At 66.5% G+C, this 25,321-nt stretch carries 21 protein-coding genes; 1 reads left to right on the top strand and 20 read right to left on the bottom strand.

All coding sequences use genetic code 11. The features are described from left to right. Positions 1 to 17 precede the first annotated feature (17 nt). From ACUXVH_RS09975 to ACUXVH_RS10050, 16 genes are all read right to left on the bottom strand, one after another. A complete protein-coding gene (locus ACUXVH_RS09975) occupies positions 18 to 797 on the bottom strand; it encodes a carbohydrate deacetylase (protein WP_065364100.1) in 780 nt (259 codons plus the stop codon). Continuing rightward, positions 794 to 1,918 (bottom strand): GNAT family N-acetyltransferase, encoded by a 1,125-nt coding sequence (locus tag ACUXVH_RS09980; protein ID WP_065364099.1) that lies wholly within the window; start codon positions 1,916 to 1,918, stop codon positions 794 to 796. The genes ACUXVH_RS09975 and ACUXVH_RS09980 overlap by 4 nt, the downstream gene beginning before the upstream one ends. Continuing rightward, positions 1,915 to 2,619, bottom strand: coding sequence for a GNAT family N-acetyltransferase (locus ACUXVH_RS09985; RefSeq protein WP_011061378.1), 705 nt, complete (start codon positions 2,617 to 2,619; stop codon positions 1,915 to 1,917). The genes ACUXVH_RS09980 and ACUXVH_RS09985 overlap by 4 nt, the downstream gene beginning before the upstream one ends. After that, on the bottom strand, positions 2,616 to 4,544 hold the full coding sequence (locus ACUXVH_RS09990; protein ID WP_019093963.1) for a hypothetical protein: 1,929 nt from the start codon (positions 4,542 to 4,544) through the stop codon (positions 2,616 to 2,618). Before ACUXVH_RS09990 ends, ACUXVH_RS09985 begins: the two co-directional genes overlap by 4 nt. Further along, positions 4,541 to 5,851, bottom strand: a complete 1,311-nt coding sequence (locus tag ACUXVH_RS09995; protein ID WP_019093964.1) for a lipopolysaccharide biosynthesis protein — start codon at positions 5,849 to 5,851, stop codon at positions 4,541 to 4,543. The genes ACUXVH_RS09990 and ACUXVH_RS09995 overlap by 4 nt, the downstream gene beginning before the upstream one ends. After that, complete coding sequence (locus ACUXVH_RS10000; RefSeq protein ID WP_065364098.1) at positions 5,848 to 6,846, bottom strand: polysaccharide deacetylase family protein; 999 nt, start codon at positions 6,844 to 6,846, stop codon at positions 5,848 to 5,850. Before ACUXVH_RS10000 ends, ACUXVH_RS09995 begins: the two co-directional genes overlap by 4 nt. Before the next feature lies 1 nt (position 6,847). Further along, a complete protein-coding gene (locus ACUXVH_RS10005) occupies positions 6,848 to 7,984 on the bottom strand; it encodes a glycosyltransferase (RefSeq protein WP_065364097.1) in 1,137 nt (378 codons plus the stop codon). Next, positions 7,977 to 8,942 carry a glycosyltransferase gene (locus ACUXVH_RS10010; RefSeq protein ID WP_065364096.1) on the bottom strand — a complete coding sequence of 322 codons (966 nt, stop codon included), beginning with the start codon at positions 8,940 to 8,942 and terminating at the stop codon, positions 7,977 to 7,979. Before ACUXVH_RS10010 ends, ACUXVH_RS10005 begins: the two co-directional genes overlap by 8 nt. A gap of 144 nt (positions 8,943 to 9,086) precedes the next feature. Then, a complete protein-coding gene (locus ACUXVH_RS10015; RefSeq protein ID WP_065364095.1) occupies positions 9,087 to 10,457 on the bottom strand; it encodes an O-antigen ligase family protein in 1,371 nt (456 codons plus the stop codon). Beyond that, positions 10,454 to 11,554, bottom strand: coding sequence for a glycosyltransferase family 4 protein (locus ACUXVH_RS10020; protein ID WP_051003307.1), 1,101 nt, complete (start codon positions 11,552 to 11,554; stop codon positions 10,454 to 10,456). Before ACUXVH_RS10020 ends, ACUXVH_RS10015 begins: the two co-directional genes overlap by 4 nt. Before the next feature lie 11 nt (positions 11,555 to 11,565). Beyond that, positions 11,566 to 13,158 (bottom strand): GumC family protein, encoded by a 1,593-nt coding sequence (locus ACUXVH_RS10025; RefSeq protein WP_065364094.1) that lies wholly within the window; start codon positions 13,156 to 13,158, stop codon positions 11,566 to 11,568. Between the two features lie 11 nt (positions 13,159 to 13,169). Next, entirely contained in the window at positions 13,170 to 14,189 is a 1,020-nt protein-coding gene (locus ACUXVH_RS10030; RefSeq protein WP_065364093.1) for a polysaccharide biosynthesis/export family protein, read from the bottom strand. Positions 14,190 to 14,211: 22 nt separating this feature from the next. Further along, positions 14,212 to 14,856, bottom strand: a complete 645-nt coding sequence (locus tag ACUXVH_RS10035; RefSeq protein WP_011061368.1) for a CpsD/CapB family tyrosine-protein kinase — start codon at positions 14,854 to 14,856, stop codon at positions 14,212 to 14,214. Between the two features lies 1 nt (position 14,857). Beyond that, the gene (locus ACUXVH_RS10040) at positions 14,858 to 15,610 is read right to left on the bottom strand and encodes a sugar transferase (RefSeq protein ID WP_019093969.1); all 753 of its coding nucleotides are present in this window, start codon (positions 15,608 to 15,610) and stop codon (positions 14,858 to 14,860) included. A gap of 59 nt (positions 15,611 to 15,669) precedes the next feature. Beyond that, positions 15,670 to 16,689 (bottom strand): NAD-dependent epimerase, encoded by a 1,020-nt coding sequence (locus ACUXVH_RS10045; protein WP_011061366.1) that lies wholly within the window; start codon positions 16,687 to 16,689, stop codon positions 15,670 to 15,672. Then, positions 16,686 to 18,038, bottom strand: a complete 1,353-nt coding sequence (locus ACUXVH_RS10050; RefSeq protein ID WP_011061365.1) for a UDP-glucose dehydrogenase family protein — start codon at positions 18,036 to 18,038, stop codon at positions 16,686 to 16,688. The genes ACUXVH_RS10045 and ACUXVH_RS10050 overlap by 4 nt, the downstream gene beginning before the upstream one ends. A 644-nt stretch (positions 18,039 to 18,682) precedes the next feature. Here ACUXVH_RS10050 and ACUXVH_RS10055 point away from each other — a divergent pair. Then, positions 18,683 to 19,984, top strand: coding sequence for an OprD family porin (locus ACUXVH_RS10055; protein WP_445494682.1), 1,302 nt, complete (start codon positions 18,683 to 18,685; stop codon positions 19,982 to 19,984). Positions 19,985 to 20,074: 90 nt separating this feature from the next. Here ACUXVH_RS10055 and ACUXVH_RS10060 read toward each other — a convergent pair whose 3' ends face one another. From ACUXVH_RS10060 to ACUXVH_RS10075, 4 genes are all read right to left on the bottom strand, one after another. Beyond that, the gene (locus ACUXVH_RS10060) at positions 20,075 to 21,013 is read right to left on the bottom strand and encodes a carbohydrate kinase family protein (protein WP_065364092.1); all 939 of its coding nucleotides are present in this window, start codon (positions 21,011 to 21,013) and stop codon (positions 20,075 to 20,077) included. 13 nt (positions 21,014 to 21,026) lie between these two features. Beyond that, positions 21,027 to 22,523: a xylulokinase gene (xylB, locus tag ACUXVH_RS10065; protein WP_065364091.1), complete on the bottom strand. Its 1,497-nt coding sequence runs from the start codon at positions 22,521 to 22,523 to the stop codon at positions 21,027 to 21,029. 181 nt (positions 22,524 to 22,704) lie between these two features. Then, the gene (locus ACUXVH_RS10070; RefSeq protein WP_019093973.1) at positions 22,705 to 24,186 is read right to left on the bottom strand and encodes a mannitol dehydrogenase family protein; all 1,482 of its coding nucleotides are present in this window, start codon (positions 24,184 to 24,186) and stop codon (positions 22,705 to 22,707) included. A 16-nt stretch (positions 24,187 to 24,202) separates the two neighbouring features. Beyond that, complete coding sequence (locus ACUXVH_RS10075; RefSeq protein ID WP_065364090.1) at positions 24,203 to 25,306, bottom strand: ABC transporter ATP-binding protein; 1,104 nt, start codon at positions 25,304 to 25,306, stop codon at positions 24,203 to 24,205. Positions 25,307 to 25,321: the final 15 nt, after the last annotated feature.

The raw sequence follows: 25,321 nt of genomic DNA on the forward strand, positions 1-25,321 counted from the left end.
ATAGGGAGCTAATGTTTTTACAGCTCGCTGTAGGCAATGCGTTGATACCCGGGCAATGCCTGTTGCAGCAGTTGTTCCAGAGACTGCTGCGCCGGCAGGTAATCGTCACCGAAATCACCCTCGGCCAGCTGGGTCGGGTGGGCCACCACTTCAATCACGCCGGGCGGGCGAAAACCTTCCAGCAGGTCTCTGGGCGTGCACACGCTCTGGGCCCCGGCCCCGCACAACCAGCGGATACGCAGGTTGAGCGCGCTCTTGAACAACCGCTTGAGGGGCCCGATGTTGCCCCCCACATTGCGCGCCAGGCGCACCGGCACCCCTTGCTGCGCGGCGAAGCGAGCGACGATGGCTGCCACCGGCCACAGGTTGTGCACGTGCTGGTGGGAGTCGATATGGCTGGGCCGCACACCCTGATCGACACAGCGCTGCCACTGGGCCTGCAACTCCTCGCGCACCGCCTCGGCCGCCGCGGCCGGCAGGCGCAGGGCCGAGCGCCGCAGGTTCAGGTCGAACTGCCCCTGAGGGTCACAGAACAACGGCTGGTGGCGCATCGCCGGGCTCAGTGGCGCGCCGTAGGTGAGGTTGAAATGCAGGCCGATGCGTCCCAGCAAACCGTGCTGCTGGGTCAGTTCACAGGCGTCGTTGAACGCCGGCATGTTGGCCATCAGGGTCGCCGAGCTGATCACCCCTCGCTTGAAGGCGCGCAGGGTCAGCTGGTTGTAGTCCAGGTCGAGACCGAAGTCGTCGGCATTGACGATGACCTGGTGGGCCCGGGCGGCAGTCAGGGGGCGGTTCATGGGCGGGATCCTTGTACGGTGTTGGCCTGGCGCCGTTCGCGCCAGGCCTTGAGGCGCGGCTTGAGCCACTGCCAGATGCGTTCGGCGGTACCGGCCAGCAGCGCTCGCGGGCGCCAGGAATAGAAGCTCCAGCGCTGGTGTTCCACCAGGCCGCTCATGCGTTCATGCAACTGATGGCTGGAGCGGCTGAGGCTGACCCGCGAGGCATCGACCCACTGCCAGCCTTCGTCCAGCCCCCAGCGGATCCACTCATCCAGCAGCAGCCGGCCGCTACCCAGGTTCTTGTATTGCGCCAGGAAGGCGATGTTGTAGTCGTACAGGCGGCCGCGCTCCAGCAGGCCGAGGCGATAGCTGATGCAACGGCCCTGGTGTTCCAGCATCACCACCCGCACACAACCTTCGGCGGCCAGGCCGCGCAGGGCGCTGGCCATCCATTGCCAGCGCAGCTCCCCGGAGAAGATCCCCAACCCGTCTACGCCTTTCCAACTGGCCTGTTCCACCTCGCGGAGCATTTCCAGCACCCCGTCCATGCCGTCGGCCTGGGGCGCCATGCGGATCACCCGAGCGTCGATTTCCGCGCAGCGTTTCTTCGCCCGGCGCAGCTCGTAGCGCAAGGTGCCGGTGGCTTCCTCGCGGTCGCTGTCGACAATCAGGTGTTCCGGCGCCCGGCAGCTCAGGGCTTGTTCGCTGTACCAGCTGGCCCGGCGCCAGGGCGCCAGCAGGCGCTCGGCGTCCACCAGTTCATGAAGTTGCAGCAGGTCATGGGGCAGTTGCCGGCGGATCTGCTCCAGCACCTCGGGCATGGCGCCTTGCGCCGGGTCCGCGACCAGCAGCGCCAGGCGATCGCTCAGCGGATGCCCCAAGTGGCGTACCACCTGCAGGCGCAGGCCGGCCCGGGTTTCGCGGCCCAGGGTCAGCGGCAGGCAGAGCACCAGGCGCTGGCCGTGCCAGCCCAGGAGTATCTGCAAGTGCCGGTGTTCCAGGGCCCGTTCCGCCCCCTGCAGCCAGCTCAAGCGATTGAACGGCGTGGCCTGTGGCACTTGCTGGCGCAGTTGCTCATAGGCCGCCACGGGAAAGTCCTGGGTGCAGAGGCTGGCGCACCATTGCCAACGCAGGCTCACGAACGTTCCTTGTCGATAGGGCTGGAACCGCTGGGCTGCTGTGCCAGGCGCCCGCGGCGCAGGTGGTGCAGGCGTGTCTGGTGGTAGGGCCGGCGGCGGTGGAAGTGCAGGCAGCGCAACAGGCAGTAGACATGCAGGGATTCACCCACTTCCTGGAACCCCAGGCGCATGTGCATCTTCAGCGCCGGCTCGTTGCGCACGTTGACCAGGGCCCGGGTGGCCTTGAAGCCGCGCTCGCGGTATTCGTCCCAAAGCAGCTTCTGCGCCAGGATCACCACCCCCGAGCCGCGATATGGCACCGCGCACTCTCCGGCGAACTGATACAGGCAGCCCGGCGGGATGCGCATCCAGCAGCGGTACAACTGATCGTCGTAGTAATCGCGCTCACTGATCCACACCATCATCATCACGTTGCCGTCTTCATCCAGGTGTGCGCTGCCGCGGCTGCCTTTGTCCAGCAGGCCGCGAATGGCCGGCAGTTGCGCCTTGAAGTACTTGTCGAAGGCCGGCAGCAGCTCGCGGGTGATGGGCACCTGGGGCCAGCGGCCGGGGTTGATGGGGCAGGGCACCGGCAAGGCCAGGGAGCGTTCCAGGGTCAGCAATTCCCAGTGGTAATAGAAGAAGCGTTCACGCAGCACCCGCAGGCTGCCACGCAGGCCCTTGCGGCGGATTCTGGCCAACAGGCCGGTCAAGCGACTCATAGGGTTTTCCAGGTCAAGGCAAACAGGGTTTCACCGGGCACCTGCAACTGGGCCCGGCCATTGCTGCACTGCACGGCGGCGGAGCGGCTGTGCCCGTCGGCGCCGAGCAGCTCCAGGCTCGGGCCGGCCTGGCAGATCTGCTCGGCGCCGTCCAGGTCGATGGTTTGTGCGCGCGGGGTCTTGGTCACGCCCAGCAGGCTGTGGCGCGGGCCATCGCGCAGTGCCAGGGCATCCACCTCGAAGGCCGGGTTGTCCAGCGCCTGGACCTGCCCCAGCCAGTGCCGCTGGATGAATTGCTGGGCCACGGCCACCGGCTTCAGGCTGAAGCGCTGGGCGTCGTGCTGGGCCAGCATGCCCTTGGGGTACTCGGGCTCATCGGCGGCCTGGAACCAGTTGAGCATGTCCAGCAGGCCGTCCTGGGAGGCATTGGCCACCACCGACATCCACCACAGGGCGGCGTAGTGAGTGTCCTGCTGATAGGGGCTCAGGTCCGGGCCGCTGGAGATATTGGTCTGGCTCAGCAACAGCGCCTTGCGCGGCCGGCCCAGGTCATCCAGGCCCACCAGGTCGGCGGCGGCGCGCACGCTGGCGCGGTAGCGGCGGGTGGCCAGCAGGTCGCGGACCATCCACTCGTGCCAGGCCATGGCGTCGATATCGGCGCCGTGGGCCTCCAGCAACTGGCGCGCCCAGTCGATGCCGCGGCGCTGCCCGGCACCGATGCGAAACGGCCCGTCCAGCAGCCGCGAACTGACCGGCATGGCAATGCGCACACCTGCGGCCCGGGCCTCGGGGTTGGCCTTGACGTGCTCCAGCATGCGCCCGAAGTAGCTGGCGAACACGGCGTAGCTGGGGTAGTTGAGGTTGGGTTCGTCGGCGAACGCCAGGTAGTGCAGGCCCTGGTTGCCCAGGCGCACGCTGTCCGCCAGCCAGGCGTCGAGGCCGGCGAAGCTCTGGCTGTCGGCTGCCAGCACCGCCCGGCGCCCGGTGCCCGCCAGCAGGGTGATGTCGCGGTCGATCTTGAACGTTTCGCGGTACAGCCGGCGAAAGCCCAGCTCGCGCTGGGGTTCCTGCTGGATCACATCGACGAAGCTGTAGAAGTTGGCCGCCCGCGGCCCCAGGGCCCGCAGCAGTTCAAAGGTCGACTGCGGCGGCTGGGCATAGGGCAGGGCGATCCCCAGGTGCGGGCTGGGGCCGCGCATCTGCGGCTTGAGGCTCAGCTCGACCCGGCCCGGTGTCCATTGCAGCGGGTGCAACTGGCGCAGGTCCTGGGCGAACAGGTTGGCGGTGCCGTCGAGCCAGAACGCCACCTTGCCCGAGCCGCCCAGGGACAGGCGCCAGACCTCGTCCTGCTGGGCCACCGGCAGCGGGATCTGGTCGAACTGACCGTACTGCGGGTGCTCCACCAGCTTCAGGCGCAGCAACTGGTGGTCACTCAGGCGCGTGGCCTGGAGCACGCTGACCCCACCGTAATACTTGCCCGCCAGTACCGCCTGCTCTCCGGCGGCCACGCGAAAATACAGCTCCACGCCACTGGGCACGTCGGCGCTGAAATGCACCTTGGCCGGTTCGAACTGGGCCAGGGTGGCGCTGTCGTGGCTGACCTTGAAGTTGCGAAAGCTGTAGCCCGGTACCTGCAGCCGGTAGTCGCCCTGGGCCGCGGGCAGTTGGACTTCCCGCTGGCCGTAGGGTTGGTCGGCGCGAATCTCCAGCTGTTGCAGCAACTGGCCGTCCGGGCGCAGCAGGTACAGCTGCTCCTGGTTGGCGTCGCTCTGCCAGGCCGGGCTCCAGCGCAGGTGCAGGGTGTCGCCGGCCTCGGCTTGCAGGTACAGGCTGCCGTCGCGGATATCGCCCCATTGCAGGGGCGCGGCGTGCAGGGCAGTGGCCGCCGAGATCAGCATCAGGGCGAGCAGGGAACAGGGTTTCATTGAAGCCTTTCCTTAGGGCGCAATAACTGGCGCACGTAGACGATGTCTCCAGGTAACAGGATCAGGGTGCGGTACCAGGCCACACCGCTGAGGTGGCAATACAGGCCGAGCATGGCCAGGCTCACCGCGAGGTAGGCAATGGACGAGGCCAGGCCGGCGCCGACGATGCCCAGCGACGGGATCAGCAGCGCATTGAGCGCCAGGTTCAGCAGGGCGCCACCGGCCAGCAGCAGCGACAGCGTGCCGGGGCGCTGCTTGCCCAAGAGGTCCAGGCGCAGGATGCTCGCGTAGCACAGGCCGAACAGCCCGGGCAGCAAGGCCAGCAGGGCATCGTAGGCCGGGGCGTAGTCGGCGCCGAACAGGGTGACAATCAGCCACTGGCCGATCAGCGCCATGCACAGGCAGGCGCCGAGCATCACCGTGGCGGTCAGGCGCAGGGCCAGGGCGGTCAGTTGCTCGATGCCCGCCCCCTGTTGCAGCAGGCGCTTCATCAGTGGCGTGGTCACCGCCTCGGGAATGATCAGCAGCAGCTCGGCGGCGGCGCTGGCCATGGCGTACCAGCCCAGGGCCGCGGGGTCGAGCAGGGCCCCGATGAACAGGTAGTCCGAACGCAGCATCAATTGTTGTGACAGCACCCCGGGGTGGCTCTGGGCGCTGTAGCGCAGCAGCTTGCCCTGTTCCCCGGCCTGCCAGCGCAGGCCCAGGTCGTGGAAGCGTCGCAACCAGCACCAGCCAACCACCACCACCAGCAAGGTGCCCCCCAGCCAGCTGACCAGGGCCGCCGACAGCGGCTGGTCGCGCCAGATCCACCACAGGCCGACGAACAGCAGCAGCGGCACCAGGGATTCCAGCAGGCGCAGGGCATTGAAGGCTTCGACCCGGCCATCGGCGTTGTGCAGGGTCAGCAGGCCGCTCTTGAGCACGGTGATGGGCACCGCCAGCAACAACAGCCAGGCCAGGTCCCCCAGTTGCAGGCTCAGTTCCCACTGGCTGCCCAGGGTGTTCATCAATGCCAGCCCGGCCAGGGTCAGCAGGCTGGCCAGCAGGCAGCCGTACACCAGCACCTGGGTCAGTAGCAGGCCCATGGGCCGCTGGCGCGCGGCTTCATAGCCGACCGCGGTGTTCAGCCCGCCGCTGGTCAGGGCGGCAATCAGGTCCGGCAGGGTGCTGAGCAGGGCGAACAGGCCGCGATCCGCCGGGCCCAGCAAGCGAGCCAGCAGCACGTTGCGCAGCAGCCGCAGGCCGATCATCGCCAGGCGCGTGCCCATGCTCAGGGCCAGGTGCCAGAGGTAGCCGCCGCGCTTCATGCCCGGGCTCCCTGCAGCAGGCGCCAGGCCAGCAAGCCGGGGCGGGCGGCGCTGGCGTGGCTGACGTCGATGCGTGGCAAGGCCAGGAGCGGGTTGCCACTGGCCTCGATCAGCCCGGGGCGGGTGCCCAGGGCGTAGCGATAACCCAGCCCGGCGACGGCGGCGCGCACCTGGGCATTGTGGTCGCCATTGGGGTAGCAATAGAACTCCAGCGGCGCCTGGCAATGGTTCTGCAACGCCTGATGGGAGCGTTGCAGATCCGCTTTCAGCGCGGCCTCGTCAAGGCCGGTGAGAATGGCATGGCTGGCGCCGTGGGGCCCGAAGCGCACCAGTGCCGAACGCTCCAGGCGCTGCACCTGGGCCCAGTCCAGGCTGTGGGGGCCGTGCTCGTTGGGGCAACTGTCGGCCAGGGCCTGGAGGGTGGGCCCGGGCAGGGTCTTCAAGCGTTGCAGGTAGCGCCCCAGGAGCCGGCTGCGGGCGTCGCTGTCACCCGGCTGCAACAGTTCGGCCGCAGGTGCCAGTTGCAGCACCTGCAACTGTTCCAGCAGCGGCCGGGCCGCGGCGCTTGCGGGCCGCAGCCAGAGCGTTTCGCCGATGGACTCCCACCAGAAGCCCTGGGCGCTGCCGATGAAGTCGGTGGAGAGGAAGATGCTCGCCGGCACCTCGTAGCGCTCCAACAGCGGGTAGGCCACCTCGGCGTTGTCGCGCCATCCGTCATCGAAGGTCAGGGCCAGGCGCGGCCGGTCACCGCCGGGGTATTGCAGCAGGTGATTGAGCGGCACACAGTCGAAATGCCGCCGCAGCCAGCGCAGCAGGTGCTCGAACTGGCGCTGGCCGACGCACAGTGGCGCCCGGTGCGGCCGGCGGGCGGCCTGCTCGTCGGCCAGCACCCGGTGCAGCATCAGCACCACCCCGGCTTCGCTGAGGCGGGCGCGGCCGACGCTGTGCAAGTAGGCGCTGCCCAGCAGGCGCTTGAGGTTGAGTTTGAGGTTCATGTCAGCGGTTCTGTTGTGGGTTCCACAGGGCATAGCGCTGCCCGCGGAGAAATTGCCAGAGGCCCATGCTCATGCCGGCCATTGTCACCAGCACGAAACCGGCCAGGCGAAACACCTTGGGCAGGCGCCCGCGGCGGTCCAGCAGGCCCATGATCCCGGCGCCGTAACCCAGCACCTGGGCCAGCAGGGCCAGGCTGTAGAAGGCGCCGGCATTCCACAGCAGCAGGCTGCTGACCAGCAGTGGCAGCAACAGCACCGGGGCCAGGCGGCGGATCAGCTTGTGGCTGATCAGGGCGATGGCGTAGGCGCCGTGGCGCAGTGGGTTCATCAGCTCGCGGCGCTGGGCCAGGCTCTGCAGGCCGCCGACGGTGACCCGCAGGCGCCGCCGGTACTGCTTGCCGGCTTCGTCCACGCCCTGGTCCAGCACCTGGGCCTCCTCGACATAGACGATCCGCTTGCCGGCCACCGGGGCGCAGGTGCTGATGAAGAAGTCATCGTTGACCTCGGCCGGAATCCGCTGGAACAGTTCGCGGCGCAGGGCCAGCAGCGCGCCGTCGGCGGAGACCATGCAGCCGGTGCGGTTTTCCGCCTGGCGCAACCAGGCCTCGTAGTGCCGGTACAGGCTGTCTCCCAGGCTCAGGTTGTGCCCGGGGTCGGGGATGATCATGTGCCCGCCACAGGCCCCTACCTGCGGGTCGGCCAAGGGCGCCAGCAGCTTGCCCAGGGTGTCGTGGGACCACTGGTTGTCGGCGTCGGTGAACACCAGGATGTCGTTGCGCGCCAGTTCCACCGCGGCGTTCAGCGCCCCGGCCTTGCCCACCCGGGGCAGGTCCAGGACCACGATCCGTGAGTCGCGCACGCCCAGGGCCGTGGCCACGGTGTCGTCGCTGGAACCGTCGCTGGCGAGGATGATCTGCAAGTCGGTGGCCGGGTAGTCCTGCTGCAACAGGGTGCGCAGCTTGTGCTCGATGTGCGGGCCTTCGTTGTGCGCGGCGATGATCACGCTGACCGACAGCGGCGCGCCTTCCTGCACCGGCCGCGGCCTGACGAACAGGCTGAGCAGGGCCAGCAGCAGGGGGTAGCCGACCCAGGCATAGAAAGGCAGTAGCAGGCACAGCCAGAAAAGTGTTTTAGCCACGGTCAGGTCTCTCGGCAGAACGGTTGAACAGGGCCTGCACCAGGGCCAGGGCGCCCAGGTGCAGGCGCACCCAGTGCAGCAGCCAGAGTTGCAGGACGAACAGCGGGTCGCGTTGGCGCAGGCCCTGGCGCACGGCCAGGGCCAGGGGCGCCAGCGCCCCCAGCAGCAGGCACAGGCCCGCGGCGCCGGGCAGGCCCGCGAGCAGGCACAGCAGCGCCACGAGGCTGAGCAGGGCGCAGGCCAGGCACAACAGGGGGAAGCGCAACAGGCGCAGGCTGAGGCCGCTGCCCTTGAGCAGTTGCACGTGGCTGCCCTGGCGCCAGCGTTCCTTGCCGGCCCATTCGGCCCAGCTGGCCTCGTAGCCCCAATGCAGCACCTGGGGCTGGGGCAGGCTCAACTGGCGGGCGCCGGCAGCGTGCAGGCGCAGGCCGAAATCCTTGTCCTCGCCGGTGCGCAGCTGTTCGTTGAAGCCGCCGACCCGTTCGAACCAGGCCCGCTGCAGGCACAGGTTGGGGGTGGGCATCCACGGCAGTAGCCGGGGTTGCGGGTCGCCGGCCAGGCTGCGGCGCTGCCAGGCCCGGGCGAACCAGGGGGCGCTGGCGGGTGCCGCGCAGTCCAGGGCGAAGACCTCGGCACGCCGCTCGGCCTGGGCCTGCTGCCAGAGCTGCAGCCAATTGCCGGGCACTTCGATGTCGGCGTCGAGGAACGCCAGGCTATCGCCGGTGGCCACCGCCGCACCGCGGTTACGCAGGGCGCCGATGCCGATGCCCGGGCACAGCAGCACCCGCGCGCCCAGCTCCCGTGCCCGTTGCGGCCCCTGATCGGTGGAGCCGTTGTCCACCACTATCAGTTCGCAGTCCAGGGTCGCCGCCCGGGCGGCGCGCAGCACGCTGTCCAGGGTGCGGGTGATGTGACGCGCCTCGTTGTACATGGGCACGATCACGCTGATCCTTTGCATCTTTGCCTCCCTTGGCCAGATTGCGTTGTTGTCGTGGGCGCCGGGTGAGGGCGCGGTGTTGCTGTTCTGTCGGTGCTGCTCCTGGGGGCCAGAAGGCCCTTCGGGCCTTGTCGCAGCCTGGGGCAGTGGCTACACGCGGCGTTGTCAGGCCGGGGCCGGGCGCGGCACGGGAGCGTCTTCTGCCTGCAGGCGCAGGACGCTGGACAGGGCCAGGAAGATCCACAGGTACTTGTGGTTCGGCGCGCTGAGAAACAGCAGGAACACCGCCATGGCCAACAGGCTCAGGCCCAGGTGGGTGGCGATATCGGCCTGTTCGCGCTGGCCCCGGGCAAGAAAGCCCTGGCGCGCCCGTTCGAAGTTGCGCAGGCCCATCAGCATCAGCGCCACGAAGCTCAGGCCGCCGGGAATGCCCAGCTCGCTGAACAGCTCCAGGTAGGTGTTGTGGGCCCGGCGGAACAGGTCCGGCTCGTTCATGTTTTCCGAGAAGCTGCTGGCAAAGCCGGTCTGCGCGTAGTGGATCGGGAAGGTCCCCAGGCCCGAGCCCAGCAGCGGGTTCTGGCGGATCATCTGGCCGCCCACCACCAGGTAGGAGGTGCGCCGGCCCAGGGAGGTGTCCGCCGAGTGCGCGCCGGACTTGAGCATGCTCAGGGACTGGATCCGCGCCACGTACTCCGCCGGCAGCACGGCAATGCCCAGGGGAATGACGATGGCAACGGCGAACATGGCGAAGCCCAGGTGCTTGGGCCGCAGGCCCTTGAGCCGCTCGCGGTAGTGCCAGACGCCGATGGCAATGGTGAACAGCACCACCAGCAGGCCCGAGCGCGAGTCGGTCTTGGTCATCCCGGCCATCAGGGTCAGGCTGATGCCGACCCAGAACAGCCGCACCGGCCAATGGGGCGAACGCAGGGCGAGGAAGATCGCCGGCGGCACCGCCATGGCGATCAGCAGGGCGAAGTAGTTGGCATCCTGCAACAGGCCGATGGCCCGGCCGCCCACCTGGTACTTGGCCGATACCAGGGCGATCACACAGGTGATGGCCACGCTCACCGCCAGCAGGCGGCAGAGCATCAGCAGGTTGACTTCCCGGGCAATCAGCAGGGTGACGAAGAACAGCACCAGGCCCACTGCCAGCTCCCGCAGGCTGTCCAGCGACACCAGCAGGTTCTCGCTGTACAGCATGCTCAGCAGCAGGCACAGCAGAAATGGCCCCAGGGCCCGCCACAGGTTGCTGCGCAGGCGGGTGTCGGGGATCTGCCGCAGCAACAGCTTGAACAGCATGATCAGGATCAGCGAGGCGCCCAGCAGCTTGGCCCCGGAGAACGCGCTGTCCTTGAACAGGCCTTCGAAGGGCACCAGGGCGCAGATCCCCAGCAGGCCCCAGCCCGGGCGCCGGTACAGCAGCGCCAGGCCGAACAGCCCGACCACCACCAGCGGCGCAAGAAACGGCCAGGGGCTGGCCAGCAGCAACAGTGCGGCCAGGCCCAGCAGCAAACCCAGGAACGGAGCGGCGATCATACTCGGGAGCTCTCTCTGGCGACGCGGTACAGCTCATCCCAGCGGCGAGCCAGGGTGGGCAAGTGATAGTGCTTGCGCTGGGTGACCTGGGCGGCCTTGGCCAGCTCCCCGGCCAGTATCGGGTCGTCCAGCAACTGGCCGATGCAGCGCCCCAGCCCGGCACTGTCCAGGGGCTTGGCCAGCAGGCCGTTGTGCCGGTGCTGCAGCACATCGGGAATCCCGCCCACGGCAAAGGCCACCACCGGGGTGCCGGCCTGCATGGCTTCGAGCAGGATCATCGGTGTGCCTTCGGTGCGTGAACTCAGTACCAGCACATTCAGGCGCTTGAGCCAGGGCTGCATGTCGTTCTGATAGCCCGGCAGCAGGATGCGCGTGGCCAGCCCGGCTTCGTTGATGCGCTCGCGCAGGGCCTGGTTCTGTTCACCATCGCCCAGCAGCACGGCCTTGAGCGCAGGGCGCTGCTGGCACAGGCCGATCAGCGCATCGAGAAACAGGTCCGGGCCTTTTTCCGCGCTCAGGCGCCCGACGAAACCCACCAAGGGTTCCATTTCGTCGCGGCGTACTTCGGGCTCGCGCAGCGGCGGCCCGTCCAGGCTCGCCGGCAGTTCCAGGGCCGGCTCCGGCAGGCCGTTGGGGATCACCCGCAGCTTGCCCTCGGCGACCCCCGCCTCCAGGTGCAGCAGGGCAATGCTCTGGGCCACGCAGGCGACCCGGCGCACCCGGCGGCTGCGGCACAGGCGCAGGCTGAGCCAGGTGTAGAACTTCTGTTTCAGGCTACGCGGGGTGAAGCCGTGCTGGGTCATGACCAGGGGCAGGCGCAGGCGCCGGGCGCAGACCCAGGCAAACACCTGGGCCTTGAAGTTGTGCGCGTTGAGCAGCCCCGGCTGTTGCCGCAGGTGCGCCAGCAGTTCCTGCAGGCAGTGGCAGTTGTGGCTCGCCACGCCGGCCTCGGCGAAACGCTGCAGCAGCGCATCGGGGGCATTGATGAACACCACCCGATGCTGCCCCGGGGTGCCCAGGCAATGATCCAGCAGCATTCGCTCGGCACCGTAGAAACCGCCGCTGTGGATCAGGTGCACGATAGGCTGCGCGGCCATGCTCAGGTCGCTCACTGTTTGGCCCAATGCCAGGCCCAGCGCCAGGTCCAGCGCGGGTACGGGTTGACCTGGGGCTGCTCGACCGCGTTGAGCACCATCAGCACCGGCAGGCCGAGGTGATCACTGACCTGGGCCGGGTGCTTGAAGCGATGGTCGAAGAACTCGTAGACATAGCCCAGGGCAATGGCCAGCAGCAGGCCGGTGAGCAGGCCCAGGGGAATGATCAGCATCGGCTTGGGGAACGCCGCTTCGCTGGGTTCGTAAGGCTGGCTCAGGACCCGCGCGTTGGACAGCTCGCCACTGATCAGGCGCTCGCCACGGCTCTCTTCGTAGCGCTGGGTGTAGGTGAAGAAGGCTTTGTGCAAGGCATCGATTTCAGTGTCCAGCTGGCGCAGTTTGCTCAGGACCTCTTGCAGGTCGCGCACCCGCGCCTTGTAGTCGTTGATCCGCGCGGTCTTCTGGGCGATCACCGACTGGGTGATCTGCAAGTCGCTGCTGCGCTCGCGCACGCGGTTTTCCACCACCTTGAGGAACTGCGCCCGGGCCCGCACGATCTGCTCGCGCTGCTGCTGCATGGGCACGCTGTCGGCGCGGTAGGTGTCGGCGGTGGTGCCGTACTGGCTCACCAGGTTGGTCAGCTGTTCGCCCAGTTGCTTGATCTCGCGGTCTTCGTAGGCAACGTTGTCCACGGTGTTGGCGAAGGCGAAGGGGAAGGTGTAGTCGGTGAGGCCGGCCTTGCGCGCGGCAGCCAGGTTCTTCTGCAGGTAATCCAGGCGGCGCTGGTTCTCCAGGGCCTGGTCGCGGTAGCCGTTGAGCGATTGCTCTTCGGTGTTGATGGCGTTCAGGCGGAAGGTGATCTCTTCCTTGGGGTCGGAGGCGTGGGCCGCTTCCAGCAGGGCCTGGCGCTTGCCTTCCAGGTCATCCAGGCGCGACTGGTACTGGGCCTTCTTCTGTTCGTAGAAGGCTTCGGGCAGTTCGTTGGATTGCAGGTCCTGGCGGTTCTTCAGGTAGTTGGCCAGCAGGCGCTCGACAAAGCGCGTGCCTTCGGCGGCATTGGGGCTGGCGTAGACGATGGAGATCACGTTGGAGCCGGGCAGGGTGCCGATCTTCAGGTCCTTGACCGCCTGGTCGGTGAAGGCATCCAGGCTGGTATCGCGCACCGGGTCCACGGCCAGGCCGAAGAAACCGCGCACCGGGTTGATCACATGGTTGCGCAGGGGGGCGATCAGGCCATTGCGGATCGGCTTGACGATCAGCCGGGTCAACAGGCCCTCGCTGCCGCCGAACTGGCCCTCGCGGCGCAACTGGTCGATGGTGTCGCGGATCAGCGTGGGTGAACGCAGGATGTTGCTCTCGGTCTCCATGTCCGCCAGCGACGGCGGGATGAACTTGTCGGAGTCCGGGGCGAGCACGGTGTTGGCGTCGGTCTGCGAGAGTTTCTTGGACTGCACGATGACTTCGGCAGTGATCTCGAAGCTCTGCTTGAGCACCAGGGGCAGCAGCAGGGCGATCACCGCGAAACCCAGGAACACCCGTTTGATCAGGCGCCGATTGACAAAGAACACGAGCAGGAACTCGTGCAGGTAGTTTTCGATCTTGGTCATCAAGAGGGAACTCAGTTGTTGTTCGTTTCTTTGTTGTCGACGCGGTAGCCGAAGCTGAACCCGACACCCTGGAACATGATCACGTCCGCCAGCTGCTTGCTCAGGGCGCCGGCCTTGGCCAGGCGGGTCTTGGGCACATAGAGCATGTCGTCGGGCTGCAGGTAGGCGAATTGCAGGGCCTTGCCGTCCAGCGCCGCGTCGGCGTCGTAGACCCGGGCTTCGACCTGGTTGCCCTTGCGCCGCATGATCACCACCGAATCCAGGCGTGCAGTGGGGCCGGCCCCCTTGGCCAGGGTCAGGGCCTCAAGCACCGAGATCGGCCGGCGGATCGGGTAGGCTCCGGGCTGGCCGACTTCGCCCATGACGAACACCTCGTTGGAGGCGGTGGTCTTGAGCAGCACATCGACGCTCACCGAACCCACCTCCTTGGCATAGCGCTGGTTGACCAGGGTCTGCAGCTCGCTGAGGCTCTTGCCCTGCAACGACAGGCTGCCCAGCAGCGGGAAACTGGCGCGGCCGTCGGAGCCCACGACGATCTCGCGGCTAAGCCCGGTGGCCGGGTTGGTCAGGCTGGTGCGCAGGTTGTCCAGCTGGGCCATGGCGTGGGAGATCGAAAAGTTGATCTGCGGCTTCTTCAGCACCTTGGCGTATTGGGCTTCCAGGACCTGGCGCGCCTGTTCGGCGGAGAGCCCGGCGACCTGGATATTGCCCACGTAGGGCATGTCGATGCTGCCGTCGGGCAGCACCAGTTTGCTGCCGCCCAGTTCCGGAGCGGTGAGGAAGGTCACATCCACCTGGTCGCCAGGCTGCACGAGGTAGCGCTGCTGGCTGGTGGTGCCGATATGGAAGATCACGTCCAGCACGTCCTGGGGCCGCAGCACCTGCTCGATGGGCACCACCTCGGTGAGCTGTGCCTGGTCGGCCGGGGCGCTGAGGATCTGCACCGGCATCTGCTGCGGCTCGCGATTGACGCAGCCGCCCAGGGCCAGCAGCAGTGACAGGCTCAGCAGGGAAAGTCTTGGCTTGTTCATGGTTACACGGTCCTTGTGCCGGTCAGAGACGGTCATAAACCCACTTGGGCATGTAGTACTTGCGGGCGTTGAACACGCTGCCGATCAACTTGGCCTCGGCCTGGATCAGGCGCTGGGCGGCGGCCTGGGCCACTTCCCAGCGGGTTTCCTCGCTGCGCACCACCAGCACCACGCCGTCGACCTGGGTGGCCAGGGTGAGGATGTCGCCGCTGCTGTAGACCGGGTCGCCGTCGATGATCACGAAGCGGTATTCCTCGGCCAGGGCCTGCAGCAGTTCGCGCAGCAGTTCCGGGGTCAGGCGCTCGCTGTACTGCTGGCGGCGGCCCAGGGGCAGGAAGTCGAAATTCACCGCGTCGCTGCTCTCGATGCACGAGGCCAGGGGCGGCGGGGTTTCGGCCAGTGCCAGGTCGAGGAAGCCGGGCCGCTCATCCAGGGCCAGGCGCCGTGTCAGGCTGCTGTCCGAGAGGCTGGTGTCCACCACCAGCACCCGGCCGCGGCTGGTGCGCGCCAGTTCGTTGGCCATGCTCAGGCTGCTGCTGGTGACGCCGCTGTTGCGGTTGGCCGCGGTCAGCAGGATGACCCGCAGTTCCTGGTCGAGTACGGTCACCGCCAGGTTGCTTTCGCTGGGGCTCTGGATCTTCAGACTGGCAAAGGTTGCTGCCGCCATTTCAACTTGCTCCGTGGCCATTGAGGACCTTGAAAGGGGTTTTGATCAGGATCTTCAGGTCGAGCCAGGGGCTCTGCTGGAAGATGTAGGTCATGTCGAGGGTCACGCGGCCGTCGAAATCCACGTCGCTGCGCCCGGATACCTGCCACAGGCCGGTGATCCCCGGGTAGATGCTCAGGCGGCCGAGGTGGTGTTCCTTGTAGGTCTGGGCATGGAACGAGGTGGGGCGCGGGCCGACGATGCGCATCTGGCCGAGCACCACGTTGATCAGGTTGGGCAGCTCGTCGAGGCTGGTACGGCGCAGGAAACCGCCGATTCCAGTGATCCGCGGGTCGCGGTCGATCTTGAAATCCACCGAGTCGGCGCCGTGCTTGTTCAGGTGGCGCACCGAATCCTTCAGGGCCTCGGCGTTGACCACCATGGTGCGGAACTTGTACATGCCGAAGCGCCGGCCGCGAAAACCGGTGCGCAACTGCACGAAGAACACCGGGCCGGGGCTGGTGAGCTTGATCAGCAAGGCCACGACCAGCAGCACCGGCGACAGCAGCACCAGCAGCACCGCGGCCAAAAGCGCCGAGGTCAGGCGCTTGCTGCGCGACAGGGTCCAGGGCCGCCCGCCGTCGCGGCCGGTGATCCAGCCGTGCTGTTGCAGGTCGATGGCGGCCTGGACCTTGCGCCGGAACGGGTCGTTGCGCCGGTCGATGTGCAGCGGGGCGGGCACCTCGGTTGCGGGCGATGAGAGAGGTCTATCCATATCCACCGGGAATACTTCCATTGCAGGGGTTGGGTAAAAACGTTCGGCTGTCTCGCGGCTCAGGACGCCGCGCCCGGGTAGTAGCTCAGGTACCACTGGACGAACTCGCGCAGGCCTTCCTCCAGGGGCACCTGGGGGCCGAAACCGGTGAGGTTTTCCAGGGCGCTGACATCCGCGCAGGTGTTGAGCACATCGCCGGGCTGCAGCGGCAGGTATTCCACCTGGGCCTTGTGGCCGAGGAGTTTTTCCAGGGTCGCCACGTAGTCCTTGAGCTCCACCGGGCGCTGGCCGCCGATGTTGAACAGGCGCCAGGGCGCCATGCTGGTGGACGGGTCCGGCTGTTCCCGGTCCCACAGCGGATCGCGCACTGGCGGCTTGCCCAGCAGGCGCACCAGGGATTCGACGATGTCGTCGATGTAGGTGAAGTCGCGCTGGTGCATGCCGTAGTTGAACAGTTTCAGCGGCCGGCCCTGGCTGATGGCGTCGGCGAACAGGATCGGCGACATGTCCGGCCGGCCCCAGGGGCCGTACACCGTGAAGAAGCGCAGGCCGGTGGCGGGCACGCCGAACAGGTGGCTGTAGCTGTGGGCCATCAGCTCGTTGGCTTTCTTGCTGGCCGCATACAGCGACAGCGGGTGGTCGACGTTGTCACTGACCTTGTACGGGGTCTGCTGGTTGGCCCCGTACACCGAACTGGACGAGGCGTAGATCAGGTGCTGCACCGGGTAGCGCCGGCACATCTCCAGCAGGTTGAGGAAACCGCTGAGGTTGCTGTCCAGGTAGGCCTTGGGGTTTTCCAGGGAATAGCGCACCCCGGCCTGGGCAGCGAGGTTGATCACCACCTGGGGCCGTACTTCGGCGAACAGCCGTTCCAGGCCCTCGCTGTCGGCCAGGTCCAGGCGCTGCAGGGGAAAGTGCCCTACCTGGCGTTCCACCCAGCGCACCCGGTCGCGCTTGAGCTGGGGGTCGTAGTAGTCGTTGAAATTATCCAGCCCGGTGACCTGGTGCCCATCCTTGAGCAAACGCAGTGCGGTATGGGCGCCGATGAATCCGGCGGCCCCGGTGATCAGGATATTCATGCGCGCAATGCCTCCGGTACACGGTAGGGCAGGCCGATGCTCAGGTAATGCAGGCCGGCATCCGCTGCCTGTTGCGGGTTGTAGAGGTTGCGGCCGTCGACCACCAGGCGATCCCTGAGGGTCTCGCGCAGCAGCGTGAAGTCCACCACGCGAAAGGCCTTCCATTCGGTGCAGATCACCAGCGCGTCGGCGCCTTGCAGGGTGTCGTCACGGGTGGCGCACAGTTGCAGGTCATCGCGGTAGCCGTACAGGCGCCGGCATTCGGTCATGGCTTCCGGGTCGTAGGCCTGGACCTTGGCCCCGGCTTCCCACAGTGCCTGCATCAGGTAGCGGCTGGTGGCTTCGCGCATGTCGTCGGTGTTGGGCTTGAAGGCCAGGCCCCAGAGCGCGATGACCTTGCCCTGCAGGTTGTCCCCCAGGTGCGCCTTGAGCTTGCGAAACAGCACATGGCGCTGCTGCTCATTGACGTCGCGCACGGTCTTGAGCATGTGCGGTTCCAGCCCGTGGCTTTCTGCGGTGTGGATCAGCGCCCGCAGGTCCTTGGGAAAGCACGAGCCGCCGAAGCCGGCGCCGGGGTAGATGAAGTGGTAGCCGATGCGCGGGTCGGCACCGATGCCCTTGCGCACGGCATTGATGTCCACCCCCAGGCGTTCCGCCAGGTTGGCCATCTCGTTCATGAAGCTGATGCGGGTGGCGAGCATCGCGTTGGCCGCGTACTTGACCAGCTCGGCGCTGCGGTTGTCCATGAACATCAGGCGGTCATGGTTGTGGTTGAAGGGCGCGTATAGCTCGCTCAACTGCTGGCGGGGCAGGTCGTCGGCGCAACCGACGATGATCCGGTCCGGGCGCATGCAGTCGGCCACGGCCGAGCCTTCCTTGAGGAACTCCGGGTTGGAGACCACGTGCACCCGCAGTTCGGATTTGCCCAGGTCTGCCAGTTGTTCGGCGACGGTCTCGATCACCAGATCGGCGGTGCCCACCGGCACCGTGGATTTGATCACCAGGGTCTTGTCGCTGAACATCAGGCAGGCAATGTTGCGCGCCACCGCCAGGACATGGTCGAGGTCGGCGGAGCCGTCTTCGTTGGAGGGAGTGCCGACCGCGATGAAAATCACCTTGCCGTGGCCCACTGCATCGCTGGCCTGGGTGGTGAAGTGCAATCGGCCGGCCTTTTGATTCTCTTCGATCAGGGTCGCCAGGCCCGGCTCGTGAATCGGCGGAATAGAACGTTGCAGCTGGGCGATCTTGTGGCTGTCGATATCGACACAGACCACGTTATGCCCGACATCGGCCAGGGCAACTGCTTGCACCAGGCCAACATAGCCAGTACCAAAAACGCTGACTTCCAAGGGAACGACCTCGTCCATGATGAGTGTTGGGGTGAGGGTGGTTCTCACCTTCTGAAAAGGCGTATGGCACATTGCCGCTATCACGCTCTTTTTTTGACACTACCATAACGCCGAGACGTTTAATTGACGTTTTGCTGTGTTACATAAATGACAGCTGTGTTTTGTTTATTTTTCGATGAATAAAATAATGTTTAAAAACAATTAGTTAAGCGTCTTCATGATGGTCATCATGGAAAGCGTCAAATAGTTGGTTTTTGTTAATAAATGACTGAAAAAACCGACGAACGGTAGTGCGGTGAGACGAAAAGCTAATGCCTTTTTGACATTACCTGCTACGGCATCCTGGGTTCCGAAGGTGAAGCTGAGCAGTCGGACAGTTTTTTTGACGCTTTTCTGCAGCTTGAAAACTGTTGAAATTGATCGGTTTTTTCAAAGATATGGCTGGCAAGGCGGGACGGGTAGCGCCGGTTATGACCAGGCGGGCGTCAGACTAAAGTCGGGTTGGGAGGGTAGGGGCTATCTGCCATCATTGCCGGTCTTCATTGATTCAATCAATTCAGCTGGCGGTCACAGATTCGCTGGATGAATTTCACCTGGGTCTTTTTCTTTACCTCGCGTCACTGATTTGCTGCTGGAGCCTGTTCATGCGTCCCCCTTTCCCCTTACTCAATCCGTGCCCATTGCTGGGCCTCGGCGCTGCCGTGCTGTGCGCGGGTTTTGCCCCCCTGGCCAATGCGGCGGGTTTTTTCGAAGACAGCAGCGCCAAGCTGGAATCGCGCACGATCTACTTCAACCGGGACTTTCGCGACGGCCACACCAGCACCGACCAGGGCGCATCCAAGCGTGAAGAATCGGCCCAGGGCTTTATTCTCAACCTGCAATCGGGCTACACCGAGGGCACCGTGGGTTTCGGCCTGGACGCCCTGGGCATGCTGGGGATCAAGCTCGACTCCAGCCCCGACCGCAGCAACAGCGGCCTGCTGCCCTCCAGCGGTCACGACCCGCGGGGCTCGGCGGACCAGTACGCCAAGCTGGGGTTGACCGCCAAGGTCCGGGTCTCGCAGACGGTATTCAAGTACGGCGCCCAGTTGCCGGACCTGCCACTGCTCAAGTACAACGACGGGCGCCTGCTGCCCACCATGTTCAACGGCGCGGTGCTGACTTCCCGGGAGGTCAAGGACCTGACCCTGACCGCGGCCCGCTTGAACCGCTACACCGCACGGGACTCCAGCGATGCCCAGGACATCCGCGTGCACTGCAAGAACAAGCGCTACGCCTGCAACACCACGGCGGATCACTTCGACACCTATGGGGTGGACTACAAGTTCAACGATCGCCTGACCGGCCAGTACCACTACGCCGAGTTGGAAGACATCTACCGTCAGCATTTTGTCGGCCTGCTGGCCAACCAGCCCCTGGGGCCCGGCGTGCTCAAAGGCGACCTGCGCCTGCTCAAGAGTGCCGACACCGGCGCCGAGCGCGCCGGCGGCATCGACAACCGCGCCCTGAGCACCATGCTCGGCTACGGCGTGGCCGGGCACGTGTTCAGTGCCGGCTGGCAGCGCATGTACGGCGACAACTCCATGCCTTACCTGGATGGCAGCAACCCGTACCTGGTGAACTACGTGCAGGTCAACGACTTCGCTGCGATCCAGGAGCGTTCCTGGCAACTGCGCTATGACTATGACTTCAAGGCCATTGGCCTCAACGGCTTGAGCTTCCTGACCCGCTACGTCAGCGGCGACCACATCAAGGTCCCGGGCAGCCTGCGCGAAGGCCGCGAATGGGAGCGCGACAGCGAGCTCAAGTACGTGGTGCAGAGCGGCACCTTCAAGGACGTGAGCCTGCGCCTGCGCAACGCCACCTACCGCAGCAACTACCAGAAGATCGCCCGCGACATGGACGAAACCCGCCTGATCGTCAGCTACAACTTCTCGCTGCTCTGACCGACGACTCTGGTAGAAGCTGGCTGGCCAGCGAAGGCGGTAGCCGCAATTGCGCAAGGCTTGCGGGCCTCTTCGCCGGCAAGCCGGCGGCTACGGGAGTTGATGCCGGTACGGCAGGTCCGGGCCGGTGCGGGTGCAGGTCTGGGCCGCGGCGTTGACGGCGAAACGCAGCAGGGCGTCGGTCTGTTCGCGATCGAGCTGTTCAAGGCCCTGGGGGGAATCCAGGCCCTGCTCGGTCAGCCAGGTGATCAGCGCGGCCTGGAAGGTATCTCCGGCGCCCACGGTGTCGGCAACCTCCACCCGGGGCGCGTCCACCGACCAGCTGCCATGCCCACGGCTGAACACCGTCGCGCCCTGGCTGCCACGGGTCAGGAACACCAGCCGGGCGTTGCCTTGCAGCCAACCCCGGATCAGCGTCTCGGGCGCCTGCCCGGGGTACAGCTGGGCCAGGTCTTCGTCGCTGACCTTGATCAGGTCGGCATGGCCGGCCAGTTCGGCGATGCGCTGGCGCCACAGCTGGATATCCGGCTGCGGGTTGAGCCGTACGTTGGGGTCCAGGCTGATCAGCCGCTGCCCCCGCTCACGGCGCACCAGGGCCAGCAAGGTATCGGCAATCGGCTGCACCACCAGGGCAAACGAGCCGATATGCAGCCCGCGCACCTGTGCGTCGAGCTGCGGCAGGTGCTCTTCTTGCAACTGGCGATCGGCACAGCCCTCGCCGCGAAAGCTGTAGTGGGGCGAGCCATCGGCGCCCACGGCCACCATGGCCAGGGTGGTGGGGGCGTCGAATTCCCGCAGGTAGCGGGTATCCACGCCTTCGTTTTCCAGCACCCGCCGCAGGCGCTGGCCCAGGTAGTCCCGGGACAGCCCGGCCAGCAGGGCGACATCGACGCCCAGGCGGCGCAGGCCCACTGCCACGTTGAACGGCGAGCCCCCGGCGATCGCCTGGAACGCCACTTTACTGGCCGGGGCCCCGGCCTCATCCGCGCTGAAAAAGTCGAACAGCGCTTCGCCACACACCAGATACATAGTCATTCGCTCTTCAAAGGCTTGCCAGTTGCTGTCGATAGCGCTGGTACACCGGTTCGTAGGCCGCCACGTGTTCGGCCCGGGGCTGGGTTTCGCTGCCCGGGTCGAGGCGCACGCAGCGCTCGCAGAGTTGTTGCAGGTCCAGGTCCGGATCGTCCTGCCGGCCATGGCACCAGGCTGCCTGGATCGCCGCGCCCAATGCGGCGGCTTCGGCCTCGCGGGGGCAGATCACCGGGGCATGCATGATATCGGCGACCATCTGCCGCCACAGCAGACTTTTCGCACCGCCGCCGATCAGCCGGATGCTCTGGCTGTGCAGGCCCGCTGCGCGCAACAGGTCGAGGCCGTAGCGCAAACCGAAGGTGGTGCCTTCCACCACCGCGCGACACAGGTTGGCCGGGGTCAGGTTGTCCAGGGTCATGCCGTGCAGGCTGCCCTGGGCCTGGGGCAGGGCGGGCACTCGCTCGCCGTTGAAGAACGGCAGCAGGCACAGCCCCTCGGCCCCGATGGGGGCCTGCTCCAGCCGCTGGTTGAAAGCGGCTAGGTCCAGGCCCAGCAGTTCGCGCACCAGGGTGGTGGCGTTGGTCAGGTTCATGGTGCAGATCAGCGGCAGCCAGCCACCGCTGGACGAACAGAAGGTCGCCACCGAAGGCTCGGGGCTGATCAACGGGCGCTCGGCGTAGGCATACACGGTGCCGGAGGAGCCCAGGCTCATGGTGATGATTCCGGGCTGGATATTGCCGGTGCCGATGGCCCCCAGCATGTTGTCGCCTCCGCCGCTGGCCACCCAGGCATCCGCGCTGATCCCCAGTTGCCGGGCGACCGGCGCAAGGATCCGGCCCACAGGCTGGTGCGCTTCGAGCAACGGCGGCAAGGCCCGCTCCAGGCGCCCGCTGGGGTCGATATGGGCCAGCAGGGCGCGGTCCCAGTCGCGCCTGCGCACATCGAAATAGCCGCTGCCCGAGGCATCGCCGTACTCGCTGCAGCAGCGCCCGGTCAGCCAGAAATTGAGGTAGTCGTGGGGCAGCAGGATATGCGCAATGCGCTGGAACAGCTCCGGGTGCTGCTCCCGGGTCCAGAGCAGTTTCGACACCGTGTAGCCCGGGGCAATGGCCAGCCCCAGGCGCTCCAGGGAGCCCTGGGTGCCCCCCAGCCAGTCCAGCAGGCGCTGGTTTTCGGCGCTGCTTTGGGTATCGCACCACAGCTTGGCCGGGCGCAGCACCTGGCCCTGGTCATCCAGCAGCACCAGACCGTGCTGCTGGCCGCAAACCCCGACACCGAGCACCTGCCGGCCATCCACCCCGGCCGCCTGCAAGGCCTGCCGGGTGGCGCTGGTGCAGGCTTGCAGCCACTGCGCGGGATCCTGTTCGCGGCAGCCATTGGCGCCGCTGATCAGGCTGTGGGGCGCGGCGCCCCGGCCCAGGACGGTGCCGCTCCGGCTGTCGAGGATCAGCGCCTTGGTGCCCTGGGTGCCGCAGTCGAGGCCGAGAAAAAGCGCGGGTTGAGTCATCGTCGCTCCTGGTGTGGGTGATTATTGTCGAGCTGTAGCCGCTGCCGAGCCTGCGGCGAGGCTGCGCTAAGGCCCGCAGGTCCTTGCCTGGCGATCTGCAGCCGAACCTGCAGCGTCCTTGTAATCGCCGCATCTCCTTCGACGCAGTGCCGCCCAGGCCGTTCGCAGCCTGCGGCAGCGGCTACACGGGCCTGGCCAACAACCGCTCCAGCGTCTTGCTCACGCCATGTTCGCGCAAGCTGTTGAAGCAGCGCTCGAAAGCATCGACAAACGCGCTGGAATGGGGAATCGCCGAGCCGAAGATTTCTTCCACCGCCAGCAAACGCTGGGTCAGCAAGGTATCGTCGGCCACCAGGGCCTGGCAGAACTCGGCCCGCGGGTCGGGAACCCGGTAGCTCAGGCCATTCTCGTCCACGCCCTTGAGGTACAGGGCCCAGGCCGCCACCACCAGGGCCGCACGCTCGGTATCACGACCATCGGCGATCAGCCGGTTGATGGTAGGTACGGTGAACTTGGGAAACTTCGACGAACCGTCGCTGCACACCCGCTCCAGCTGGTCGGCGATCGCCTGGTTGGAGAAGCGCTGGACCAGGGTGTCCTTGTAGGCCGCCAGGTCGATGCCCGGTACCGGCGCCAGTTGCGGGGTTACGTCCAGGTCCATGTAGGCGCGCATGTAGGCGACGAACAGCGGGTCGTTCATGGTTTCGTGGACGAAGCGGTAGCCCTTGAGAAAGCCCAGGTAGGTCAGGGCCAGGTGGCTGCCGTTGAGCAGCTTGATCTTCATCTCTTCATAGGGCGTGACGTCGTCGGTGAACTGCACGCCGACCTGTTCCCAGGCCGGCCGGCCATTGCAGAACTTGTCTTCCAGGACCCACTGCACAAAGGGCTCGCAGACGACCGGCCAGGCATCGTCGATGCCGTGCTCATCGTGCAGTTGCAGGCGGTGGGCGGTGCTGGTCATGGGGGTGATGCGGTCGACCATGGCGTTGGGAAAGCTCACGTGGCGCTCGATCCAGTCATGCAGGTCGGCGTCGCGGCGGGCGGCGAAGGCCAGCAGCGCCTTGCGGGTCACCGCGCCGTTGTGGGGCAGGTTGTCACAGGACATCAGGGTAAAGGCCGGGATCCCCGCGGCCCGGCGCAGGGCCAGGGCCGCGCAGAGAAAGCCGAATACCGTGCGTGGCTGTTGCGGATGGGCCAGGTCGTGCTGGATCTGCGGCAGGTGCAGCATGAACTCGCCCGTGCTGTCGTCGATGCAGTAGCCGCCCTCGGTGATGGTCAGGGAGACGATGCGGATCTCCGGGCTGGCCAGCTTGTCGATCAGCGCCTGGGCGTCGTCCTCGGCCAGCAGCATCTGGCTGATGGCGCCGATCACCCGCACCTCGTGGTCGTCGCCATCGCCCAGCTCGTACAGGGTGTAGAGGTAGTCCTGGCCGGCCAGATCGTCCCGCGCGCGGCGGTCTTCGGAGCGCAGGCCGACCCCGCAGATGCTCCAGTCCAGGCCCTGGCCCAGGTTCATCAGGGCATCGGTGTAATAGGCCTGGTGGGCCCGGTGAAAGCCGCCGACGCCAATGTGCGCGATGCCCTGGCGGGTGGCGGTGACGGTGTAGGCGGGTACCCGCACCTGGGGCGGCAGTTGGCTGAGGTTCAAGCGTTTGAGTTTCATGCAGGGTTCTCTGGGGTCAGGCGGCGGCGCGCAAGGGGCGGGACACGGCGACCCCCTGGGCATCGAATAGATGGCAGTGCTGGGGGGCCAGGTGCAGGTGCAGCTGTTCGCCGTAGCGGCTCGCCAGGTCACCGCGGATACGCAGGGTCAGGGCTTCACCGCAACTGCTGCGGACATGGCAGAAGGTGTCGCTGCCCAGGCGCTCGGCCACGTCGCTGGTAACTGCCAGGCTGCCCGGGCCGGGCTCGCCCAGCTCCAGATGCTCGGGGCGGATGCCCAGGGTCACCTCGCTGCCCGGGCTCAGTTGCGCACCGCTCTGCTCCAGGCGCAGGCGTGCCCCGGCATCCAGCTGGACTTCGCAGCCCTGGCCGTCGACGTGGCTGATGCGGCCCTTGAGAAAGCCCATCTTCGGCGTGCCGAGAAAGCCTGCGACAAACAGGTTGGCCGGGCGATGGTAGAGCTCCAGGGGCGAGCCCACCTGTTCCACCCGGCCACCATTGAGCACCACCACCTTGTCTGCCAGGGTCATGGCTTCCACCTGGTCGTGGGTCACGTAGATCATGGTGGCCTGCAGTTCCTTGTGCAGGCGCGCCAGTTCCAGGCGCATCTGTACCCGCAGGGCGGCATCGAGGTTGGACAGCGGTTCGTCGAACAGGAAGATCTTCGGGTTGCGCACAATGGCCCGGCCAATGGCCACGCGCTGGCGCTGGCCGCCGGACAGCTGCTTGGGCTTGCGTTCGAGCATCGGCCCCAGTTCCAGGATGCGCGCCGCCTCGTCGACCTTCTGCTGCACCAGGGCCTTGTCGACCCCCGCCAGGTCCAGGGCGAAGGACATGTTCTTGCGCACGCTCATGTGCGGGTACAGGGCGTAGGTCTGGAACACCATGGCCAGGTCGCGCTTGGCCGGGCTGACTTCGGTGATGTCGCGACCGTCCAGCTCGATGCTGCCGCCGCTGACTTCCTCCAGCCCGGCGATCAGCCGCAGCAGGGTGGACTTGCCGCAGCCCGAGGGGCCGACGAAGACCACGAACTCCTTGTCGTTCACCTCAAGGTCGATGCCCTTGATGATGTCGAAGCCTTCGAAGCCTTTTTGCAGGTTGCTGATTTTCAGGTGAGCCATGGGATGTCTCCAGAA

Source organism: Pseudomonas sp. 8(2025) (assembly GCF_052665325.1).

Coding starts and splice junctions, on each gene's coding strand:
- ACUXVH_RS10060 (WP_065364092.1), bottom strand. CDS start 21,013: ATGTATCTGGTGTGTGGCGAAGCGCTGTTCGACTTTTTCAGCGCGGAT.
- ACUXVH_RS09995 (WP_019093964.1), bottom strand. CDS start 5,851: ATGAAGCGCGGCGGCTACCTCTGGCACCTGGCCCTGAGCATGGGCACG.
- ACUXVH_RS10000 (WP_065364098.1), bottom strand. CDS start 6,846: ATGAACCTCAAACTCAACCTCAAGCGCCTGCTGGGCAGCGCCTACTTG.
- ACUXVH_RS10035 (WP_011061368.1), bottom strand. CDS start 14,856: ATGGCGGCAGCAACCTTTGCCAGTCTGAAGATCCAGAGCCCCAGCGAA.
- ACUXVH_RS10025 (WP_065364094.1), bottom strand. CDS start 13,158: ATGACCAAGATCGAAAACTACCTGCACGAGTTCCTGCTCGTGTTCTTT.
- ACUXVH_RS10020 (WP_051003307.1), bottom strand. CDS start 11,554: ATGGCCGCGCAGCCTATCGTGCACCTGATCCACAGCGGCGGTTTCTAC.
- ACUXVH_RS10055 (WP_445494682.1), top strand. CDS start 18,683: ATGCGTCCCCCTTTCCCCTTACTCAATCCGTGCCCATTGCTGGGCCTC.
- ACUXVH_RS10015 (WP_065364095.1), bottom strand. CDS start 10,457: ATGATCGCCGCTCCGTTCCTGGGTTTGCTGCTGGGCCTGGCCGCACTG.
- ACUXVH_RS10030 (WP_065364093.1), bottom strand. CDS start 14,189: ATGAACAAGCCAAGACTTTCCCTGCTGAGCCTGTCACTGCTGCTGGCC.
- xylB (WP_065364091.1), bottom strand. CDS start 22,523: ATGACTCAACCCGCGCTTTTTCTCGGCCTCGACTGCGGCACCCAGGGC.
- ACUXVH_RS10045 (WP_011061366.1), bottom strand. CDS start 16,689: ATGAATATCCTGATCACCGGGGCCGCCGGATTCATCGGCGCCCATACC.
- ACUXVH_RS09985 (WP_011061378.1), bottom strand. CDS start 2,619: ATGAGTCGCTTGACCGGCCTGTTGGCCAGAATCCGCCGCAAGGGCCTG.
- ACUXVH_RS10010 (WP_065364096.1), bottom strand. CDS start 8,942: ATGCAAAGGATCAGCGTGATCGTGCCCATGTACAACGAGGCGCGTCAC.
- ACUXVH_RS09975 (WP_065364100.1), bottom strand. CDS start 797: ATGAACCGCCCCCTGACTGCCGCCCGGGCCCACCAGGTCATCGTCAAT.
- ACUXVH_RS09990 (WP_019093963.1), bottom strand. CDS start 4,544: ATGAAACCCTGTTCCCTGCTCGCCCTGATGCTGATCTCGGCGGCCACT.
- ACUXVH_RS10070 (WP_019093973.1), bottom strand. CDS start 24,186: ATGAAACTCAAACGCTTGAACCTCAGCCAACTGCCGCCCCAGGTGCGG.
- ACUXVH_RS10040 (WP_019093969.1), bottom strand. CDS start 15,610: ATGGATAGACCTCTCTCATCGCCCGCAACCGAGGTGCCCGCCCCGCTG.
- ACUXVH_RS10075 (WP_065364090.1), bottom strand. CDS start 25,306: ATGGCTCACCTGAAAATCAGCAACCTGCAAAAAGGCTTCGAAGGCTTC.